Origin of the sequence: Mycobacterium helveticum (assembly GCF_007714205.1) — a bacterium.
Classification (GTDB): domain Bacteria; phylum Actinomycetota; class Actinomycetes; order Mycobacteriales; family Mycobacteriaceae; genus Mycobacterium; species Mycobacterium helveticum.
This window is the reverse complement of record NZ_VMQU01000175.1, coordinates 1-8620: the sequence shown is the minus strand read 5'-3', so window position 1 is coordinate 8620 and position 8620 is coordinate 1. Positions and strand designations below refer to the sequence as shown.

The following is an 8620-nucleotide window of genomic DNA, read 5'->3' as shown; positions in this document are numbered from 1 at the left end:
CCCCCCCCCCCCCCCGCGCGCGCGCCCGGGCCCGGGGGGCGGCGGGGGCGCCGAAGGGGCCTCGTGCTTACCGGATTGCGGCTCAGGCCCACCGGCGGAACCGGGCGACGACGGAGGCGGCGGGTAAGCGCCGGATGGCGGTTGATCGGTCATGGGCAACCTTCCGCTGCGGATTGGGCGAACCGGGCCGCATCACACTACCTGAGCAGCGCTGCGGCCCGGGACGAGTCCCCCGGGGCCCCCTAACGCCGGCGCGGCGCCTCCGAGAGAAACCCCAGCACGTCATGCCGGGTGATGACACCGACGGGTTTGCCCTGCTCCACCACCATGAGCGCGTCCGAGTCGCGCAGGGCTTTGCCGGCCGCACCGAGCGGCTCGCCGGCCCCGATCATCCGCAGCGGCGGGCTCATGTGTTGCGAGACGGCGTCGGCCAGCTTGGCGCGGCCCTCGAACACCGCCGAGAGCAGTTCGCGTTCGGAGACGCTGCCGGCGACCTCGCCGGCCCGGACCGGGGGCTCCGCGCCGACCACCGGCATCTGGGACACGCCGTACTCGCGCAGGATGCCGATGGCGTCGCGCACCGTCTCGGAGGGATGGGTGTGCACCAGGTCGGGCAGCGCGCCGGATTTGCGGCGCAGCACCTCACCCACCGTGGGCTGCTCGGTGGAGCCGTCGAGGCGGCTGCGCAGAAACCCGTACGACGACATCCACGCGTCGTTGAAGATCTTCGACAGGTAGCCGCGGCCGCCGTCGGGCAACACGACGACGACGAGGGCATCGGGTCCGGCCCGCTCGGCCACCTCCACCGCGGCCACCACCGCCATCCCGCACGAGCCGCCGACCAGCAGCGCCTCCTCGCGGGCCAGCCGCCGGGTCATGTCGAACGAGTCGGAGTCGGACACCGCGATGACCTCGTCGGGCACGCCCGGGTCGTAGGCCGCCGGCCAGAAGTCCTCGCCGACCCCCTCGACCAGGTAGGGCCGGCCGCTGCCGCCCGAGTACACCGACCCCTCGGGGTCGACCCCGACGATGCGCACCCGCCCGCCGGACACCTCCTTGAGGTAGCGCCCGGCCCCGGTGATGGTCCCCCCGGTGCCGATCCCGGCCACGAAGTGGGTGACCCGGCCGTCGGTGTCGGTCCAGATCTCCGGGCCCGTCGTCTCGTAGTGGCTGGCGGGTCCTCCCGGGTTGGCGTACTGGTCGGGTTTCCAGGCTCCGTCGATCTCGGCGACCAACCGGTCGGACACGCTGTAGTAACTGTCCGGGTGTTCGGGCGGCACCGCCGTCGGGCACACGACGACCTCGGCCCCGTAGGCGAGCAACACGTTGCGTTTGTCCTCGCTGACCTTGTCGGGACACACGAAGACGCACCGGTAGCCGCGGCGCTGGGCGACCAGGGCGAGACCGACGCCGGTGTTGCCCGACGTCGGTTCGACGATGGTGCCGCCCGGCTTGAGCTGCCCGCCGGCCTCGGCGGCGTCGATCATCTTCGCGGCGATCCGGTCCTTGGAGCTGCCACCGGGGTTGAGGTACTCGACCTTCGCCGCCACGGCGCCGGCACCGGCGGGGACGACGGCGTGCAGGCGCACCAGTGGCGTACCGCCGATCAGGTCACTGATGTGCTGCGCGATTCGCATGCGCTCATCGTCTCAGGCCGACGCCGATCAGCTACCCGGTGGCCTCGCGGATGTACTCGCCGATCTGGCGCAGCGACCGGACCGCTTCCGGCACCATCGGAGCGGCCAGCTGGAAGTCGTGGATCTGACCGGGCCAGACCCGCAGTTCGGCCGGCACCCCGGCCGCCGCCAGCCGGCGGGCCGCCAGCTGGGCGTCGTGCAGCAACACCTCGGACCCCGAGACGTGGATCAGGGTGCGCGGCAGTCCGGGAGTGATGTGCTCCAGCGGCTCGTAGATCTCCTCGGGTTTGCCGTCCACCGTGTTCTTGGCGGCCGAACTGGTGACGAGAACGTCGAGAGCGTCGAACGCCTTCGGGGGAAACATCGCGTCGGTCCTGATGTTGGGGTGCGCCTGCTTGCATTCCTTCGCCAGCTGCAGCAGCGGCGAGATCGCCACCAGCGCGGCCGGCACCTCGTTGTCCCCTTCGCGTTGCAGACGTTGCGCCAGCGCGAGCGCCAGGTAACCACCCGCCGAGTCACCGGCCAGCACGATCTGGCCGGGCTGGTAGCCGCGCGACCGGAGCCACCGGTACCCGTCGTGGCAGTCCTCGAGGGCCATTCCGATCGAATGTTTGGGCAGCAGCCGGTAGTTGACCACCAGGACGGGCGAGTCGGCGAACGCGGACAACGCCTCGACGAGCCTGCCGTGCGAACTCGCGCCGCAGGTCAGGAACGCGCCGCCGTGCAGGTAGACGACCACCCGGCGGGTGCCGTCCGCGGGCAGCACCCCGGGGGCGCGCACCAGTTGCGCCGAGGCGTTGCCCAGGTTCACCGTCTCGCGGACGGTGGCCGACACCGGGAGCAGCACCCGCGACGCGAGGTCGATGAGGCCCCAGGGCCAGGGCACGTGGGGGGCAAGGCTGCCCACGGCCAGCACCGGCCGGATCGTCAGCCGCGAGGCCAGCCCGGCCACCCGGGCGGCGATGCTGGGCCCGGATTCGAGGACCTCGACCGGCGCACCGTCACTGATGGCGAACCGGCGGGCCGCAGTCCTGCGCGCCGCCAGGACGTCGTGGGTGCGGACGGCAGGTCGGGGCGAGCTGTATTCGTCGCGAAATGCGGTCATGCTCACCACTTCCTACGCCTTTGTAGTCCGATACGGCATGTGGCGGGGCAGCTAAGCTTCTGGTTCGCCGAAACCCGCCCAGCCATTCAACTAACCCGTCGAGGGTTAGCTTGACACGCGTTGTCACAGACGGCGTTTCAACGGCCGGTTTTGATACCAGTTCTGATCCACAACGTGATCAGTTCGTTCAGAACGCGCCCTTGCAAACCCCGGAGCCGGTCTAAAATAAGCACCGTGACCATCCGGGTGCCGCGTCGTTCGACGATCGCCCTGGCCACGGCGGGGGCTCTCGCCTCGACGGGTACCGCGTACCTGGGCGCTCGCAACCTGCTGCTCGGCCAGGCGACGCACGCGCGCACCGTGATCCCCAAATCCTGGGACATCCCGCCGCGGGCCGACGGCGTCTACGCCCCCGGCGGCGGGCCGGTCCAACGGTGGCACCGCGGCATTCACTCCGACCTGCACCTGATGATCTTCGGCGACTCGACGGCGACCGGGTACGGCTGCATGAGCGCCGAGGAAGTGCCGGGCGTGCTCATCGCCCGCGGGCTCGCCGAGCGGACCGGCGGTCACATCCGGCTGAGCACGAAGGCCATCGTCGGCGCGACGTCGAAGGGGGTGTGCGGGCAGGTCGACGCGATGTTCGTCGCCGGACCCCCGCCGGACGCGGCGGTGATGATGCTGGGCGCCAACGACGTGACCGCCCTCAACGGCGTCGGCCCATCGGCCCAACGGCTGGCCCTGACGGTCCGCAGGTTGCGCACCCACGGCGCGGCCGTGGTCGTCGGCACCTGCCCGGACCTCGGGGTGATCAGCGCGATCCCGCAGCCGCTGCGCTCGCTGGCCCACGCACGCACCTCCCAGCTGGCCCGCGCCCAGGCCGCGTCGGTGCGAGCCGCCGGCGGGGTGCCGGTGCCGCTGGCGTATCTGCTGGCGCCGCAGTTCCGGGCCACGCCGGAGGCGATGTTCTCCGCCGACGGCTACCACCCCTCGTCGGCCGCGTATGCGCTGGCCGCGGACGCGCTGTTGTCGGCGCTCTACGACGCGCTCAGCGACACCGGCGAGAGCCCCGAGCCCGCGCTCCCGCCGTCACCGGCGCCGCCGGCGCAGTCGGGACTCCCCGTGGTGGCGCGGCGGTGGCGGCGCCCGGAGGCGGGGTCAACCCGCCCCGTCGTCATGCCGGCCGGTGGGTAGCGATTAGATTTGAGTCGGTCTCGTCCGGGCCGTCGGCGATGGACGTACCACCGGCTCATGAAGCGAGCACGCCCATCGGATTTGAAGGAAATCGTCATGCCTGAAGCTGTCATCGTCTCCACTGCTCGCTCGCCGATAGGCCGCGCCATGAAGGGATCGCTGGTCAGCATGCGGCCCGACGACCTGGCCGCCCAGATGGTGCGTGCCGCGCTCGACAAGGTCCCCGCACTCGACCCGCACCAGATCGACGACCTCATGCTGGGCTGCGGCCTGCCCGGTGGCGAGTCCGGGTTCAACATGGCGCGCGTCGTCGCCGTCGAGCTGGGCTACGACTTCCTGCCGGGCACCACGGTGAACCGGTACTGCTCGTCGTCGCTGCAGAGCACGCGGATGGCGTTTCACGCGATCAAGGCGGGCGAGGGCGACGCGTTCATCTCCGCGGGCGTGGAAACGGTCTCCCGCTTCGGCAAGGGCAACTCCGACTCGTGGCCGGACACCAAGAATCCGGTGTTCGACGCGGCGCAGGAGCGTTCGGCGGCCGCCGCGGCGGGCGCCGAGGAGTGGCACGACCCCCGCGACGACGGCAACCTGCCCGACGTCTACATCGCGATGGGTCAGACCGCCGAGAACGTCGCGATCATGACCGGGATCAGCCGCGAGGAGCAGGACCGCTGGGGGGTGCGCAGCCAGAACCGGGCGGAGGAGGCGATCAAGAGCGGCTTCTTCGCGCGTGAGATCACCCCGGTGACCCTGCCGGACGGAAGCACCGTCAGCACCGATGACGGCCCGCGGGCCGGGACCACCTACGAGAAGGTCAGCGAGCTCAAGCCGGTGTTCCGGCCCAACGGCACGGTGACGGCGGGGAACGCGTGCCCGTTGAACGACGGAGCGGCCGCCCTGATCATCACCAGCGACACCAAGGCCAAGGAGCTCGGACTGACGCCGCTGGCACGCATCGTGTCCACCGGGGTCAGCGGCCTGTCGCCGGAGATCATGGGCCTGGGCCCGATCGAGGCCTGCACGAAGGCGCTGCACCGCGCCGGCATGTCGATCGGCGACATCGACCTGTACGAGATCAACGAGGCGTTCGCGGTCCAGGTGCTGGCCTCGGCGCGCGAGCTGGGCATGGACGAGGACAAGCTGAACGTGTCCGGCGGGGCGATCGCCCTGGGCCACCCGTTCGGCATGACCGGCGCGCGCATCGCCACCACGCTGCTCAACAACCTGCAAACCCACGACAAGACGTTCGGCCTGGAAACCATGTGCGTGGGTGGCGGCCAGGGCATGGCGATGATCATCGAGCGGCTCAGCTAGAGCCGCTCGATGGGCCGTCGAGGGTGAATCGTGGGCGGCGACACGCCGAGCCACGCCGCCACCGGTTCACCCTCGACGCCGCCAGTTCACAGTCCACGGGCTGGGGCGTTCACGGGATGGGGCGCGGGACGAAAAGGGACGGGACGCACAAGGGGCCGGCACGATGGTGCCGGCCCCTTGTGCGTGGAGCGTGCTAATCGTTCTGCAGGTAGCTCAGCAGGCGCAGGATCTCAAGGTAGAGCCAGACCAGGGTCACCGTCAGGCCCAGCGCGATGCCCCATGCCGCCTTCTCCGGAGCGCCGGCGCGGACCATCTGGTCGGCGGCGTCGAAGTCGATGAGGAAGCTGAAGGCAGCGATACCGATGCAGACGATCGAGAACAGGATGGCCAGCGGCCCGCCGCTGCGCAGTCCCAGGCCCGTGCCGCCACCGACACCGAACATCGCGAGCACGAAGTTGCCGAGCATCAGGGCCAGCACGCCGAACATCGAGGCGATCAGGTATCGGGTGAACTTGGGCGTGACTCGGATGGCCCCGGTCTTGTACACGACGAGCATGCCGAAGAACACCCCGAAGGTGCCCAGCACGGCCTCGCCGATCAGGGCGCCGGCGCTGGCCGAGGACACCTGGTAGTTCGCGAACACGAACGAGACGGCGCCGAGGAACAGCCCCTCCAGGACCGCGTAGCTCAGCACGATCGCCGGGCTGTCCTGCTTGCGCCCGAAGGTGGCCACCAGCACCAGTCCCAGGCCGCCCAGCGCACCGATCATGGTCAGCGGCATCGCCAACGCGTTGTTCGCCGACACCAGGAAGTAGGAGACGACCGCGGCGGCCGACAGCACGGCCAGCGTGATACCGGTCTTGGTGACGACGTCGTCGATGGTGACCGGGCGGGAGGCTCCCCGGACATCACGGGCCTCCGGGTAGGGGGCCCGGTATGGATCGGCCTGGTAATAGCCCTGCTGCACCTGTGGCGCGCCTGTGCCGAATCGCGCATATCCGCCGCTCTGCTTGGGCAGCGAACGAAATACCGGGTTACTTGTCTCCCGCACCGTCGGATCCTCTCTCATAGCTGTGGTCTCATAGCTGTGGCTTCGAGCTGTGCGAACACTTACTCAACGATCAGTGGCCCGACCGGGTTCCCGACAGAGCCGGCGTCTGACGAGCATCTCCTGCCTCGGATACGGTCGTCGGCTCAAAGATAAACCTTACCCGCAGGCATTGCCGACCTCGGAACGATCTAGATTTCTCGTCGAGGCCGGGTTCGGCTTCGGGGCGGCCGCGCAGAATGCGAACGGATCGCGAACACCAGGAGGCCAGGGCGTGACAGAGGGATCCGACGAGGTTCTGACCCGCGTCGAGGGGGGCGTCGGCTTGATCACGCTCAACCGCCCCAAGGCGATCAACTCGCTCAACCAGCCGATGGTGGACGCGCTGCGGGCGGTGCTCACCGCCTGGGCCGGCGACGACGCGGTGCGCGCGGTGGTGCTCCGCGGTGCGGGTGAACGCGGGCTGTGCGCCGGCGGCGACGTCGTCGCGGTCTACCACAGCGCCCGCAAGGACGGGGTGGAGGCGCGGCGCTTCTGGCGCGACGAGTATCTGATGAACGCGCAGATCGGCCGGTTCGCCAAACCGTACGTCGCGTTGATGGACGGCATCGTGATGGGCGGCGGGGTCGGCGTCAGCGCGCACGCGAACACCCGGGTGGTGACCGACACCTCCAAAGTCGCGATGCCCGAGGTCGGCATCGGGTTCATCCCCGACGTGGGCGGGGTGTTCCTGCTGTCCCGGGCGCCGGGCGGGCTGGGCCTGCACGCCGCCCTGACCGGGGCGCCGTTTTCCGGCGCCGACGCCATCGCGATGGGATTCGCCGACCACTGCGTGCCGCACGGCGATCTCGAGGCGTTCACCCGAGCGGTCGTCGACGACGGACCCGACCGCGCGCTGGCCCGGCACGCGGTCGAACCTGCACCGAGTGAGCTTGCCGCACAACGGGACTGGATCGACGAATGCTACGACGGCGACAACGCGCAGGACATCCTCGCCGCCCTGCGCGGGCACCGCGCGGCGGCCGCGCGGGAGGCCGCCGACCTGATCGCCACCCGCTCCCCCGTCGCGGTGTCGGTGACGCTGGCAGCGGTGCGCCGGGCCGCCAAACTGGAGACGCTGGAAGACGTTCTGGTGCAGGACTATCGGGTGTCGAGCGCGTCGCTGCGCTCACACGACCTGGTGGAGGGCATCCGCGCGCAGCTGATCGACAAGGATCGCAACCCGAAGTGGTCCCCGGCGACGCTGGCCGAGGTCAGCGCGGCTGAGGTCGACGCGTATTTCGCGCCCGTCGACGACGACTTGAGTTTTTGAGAAAGGCGGATTCGGTGACAGACAGGACATTCGAGACCATTCTCGTCGAGCGCGACGAGCGGGTCGGCATCATCACGCTGAACCGGCCGCAGGCGCTCAACGCCCTCAACAGCCAGGTGATGAGCGAAGTCACCAGCGCAGCAACCGAATTCGACGACGACCCCGGCGTCGGGGCGATCATCATCACCGGATCAGCCAAGGCATTCGCCGCCGGTGCCGACATCAAGGAGATGGCCGCTCTGACCTTCGCCGACGCCTTCGGCGCCGATTTCTTCGCCCCCTGGGCCAAACTGGCGGCCGTCCGCACTCCGACGATCGCCGCGGTCGCGGGCCATGCCCTCGGCGGTGGCTGCGAGCTCGCGATGATGTGCGACCTGCTGATCGCGGCCGACACGGCCAAATTCGGCCAGCCCGAGATCAAACTCGGTGTGCTGCCGGGCATGGGCGGCTCCCAACGGCTGACCCGCGCCATCGGTAAGGCCAAGGCCATGGACCTCATCCTGACCGGGCGCACCATCGACGCCGCGGAAGCCGAACGCAGCGGCCTGGTCTCGCGCGTGGTACCGGCCGACGACCTGCTGACCGAGGCCAGGGCCGTCGCCACCACCATCTCGCGGATGTCGCGCACGGCGGCCCGGATGGCCAAGGAGGCCGTCAACCGCTCGTTCGAGTCCACCCTGTCCGAGGGGCTGCTCTACGAACGCCGGCTGTTCCACTCGACGTTCGCCACCGAGGACCAGTCCGAGGGCATGGCCGCTTTCATCGAGAAACGCGCTCCCAACTTCCGCCACCGGTAGGGCTTGCCATGGACCAGCCGGGTTCCGCGACCAACACCGCCGGCCACCAACCGGCGGCCCAGAGGGGTCCGGAAGCCGAATCCCGCAGCGTTGCCGAACCGCCGGAGTCCGGGCGCGGGGGCGCCCCCGCCCCCCCCCCCGCGCGGGGCGGGGGGGGGGGGGGGCGGCAAACACACCCCCCCCCCCCCCCGCCGGGGGGGGGGGGGTGTGGGT

General features: G+C 70.3%; 7 protein-coding genes. 4 read left to right on the top strand and 3 right to left on the bottom strand.

Going from position 1 to position 8620, the window contains the following annotated elements:
• Positions 1-242: 242 nt before the first annotated feature.
• Both FPZ47_RS25130 and FPZ47_RS25125 read right to left on the bottom strand, forming a co-directional pair.
• Positions 243-1637 carry a cystathionine beta-synthase gene (locus tag FPZ47_RS25130; RefSeq protein WP_144945693.1) on the bottom strand — a complete coding sequence of 465 codons (1395 nt, stop codon included), beginning with the start codon at positions 1635-1637 and terminating at the stop codon, positions 243-245.
• A gap of 31 nt (positions 1638-1668) precedes the next feature.
• Entirely contained in the window at positions 1669-2742 is a 1074-nt protein-coding gene (locus tag FPZ47_RS25125) for an alpha/beta hydrolase (protein ID WP_144945695.1), read from the bottom strand.
• A 246-nt stretch (positions 2743-2988) separates the two neighbouring features.
• Between FPZ47_RS25125 and FPZ47_RS25120 the strand changes: the two genes are divergently transcribed.
• A complete protein-coding gene (locus tag FPZ47_RS25120; protein ID WP_144945984.1) occupies positions 2989-3936 on the top strand; it encodes an SGNH/GDSL hydrolase family protein in 948 nt (315 codons plus the stop codon).
• Between the two features lie 96 nt (positions 3937-4032).
• A complete protein-coding gene (locus tag FPZ47_RS25115; RefSeq protein ID WP_144945698.1) occupies positions 4033-5250 on the top strand; it encodes an acetyl-CoA C-acetyltransferase in 1218 nt (405 codons plus the stop codon).
• Between the two features lie 193 nt (positions 5251-5443).
• On the opposite strand, the gene FPZ47_RS25110 is transcribed toward FPZ47_RS25115, so the two are convergent.
• Entirely contained in the window at positions 5444-6301 is an 858-nt protein-coding gene (locus FPZ47_RS25110) for a Bax inhibitor-1/YccA family protein (protein WP_144945702.1), read from the bottom strand.
• Between the two features lie 271 nt (positions 6302-6572).
• On the opposite strand from FPZ47_RS25110, the gene FPZ47_RS25105 reads away from it, so the two are divergent.
• Both FPZ47_RS25105 and FPZ47_RS25100 read left to right on the top strand, forming a co-directional pair.
• On the top strand, positions 6573-7610 hold the full coding sequence (locus FPZ47_RS25105; RefSeq protein WP_144945705.1) for an enoyl-CoA hydratase/isomerase family protein: 1038 nt from the start codon (positions 6573-6575) through the stop codon (positions 7608-7610).
• Between the two features lie 14 nt (positions 7611-7624).
• Positions 7625-8407 carry an enoyl-CoA hydratase gene (locus tag FPZ47_RS25100; protein WP_144945708.1) on the top strand — a complete coding sequence of 261 codons (783 nt, stop codon included), beginning with the start codon at positions 7625-7627 and terminating at the stop codon, positions 8405-8407.
• Positions 8408-8620 lie beyond the last annotated feature (213 nt).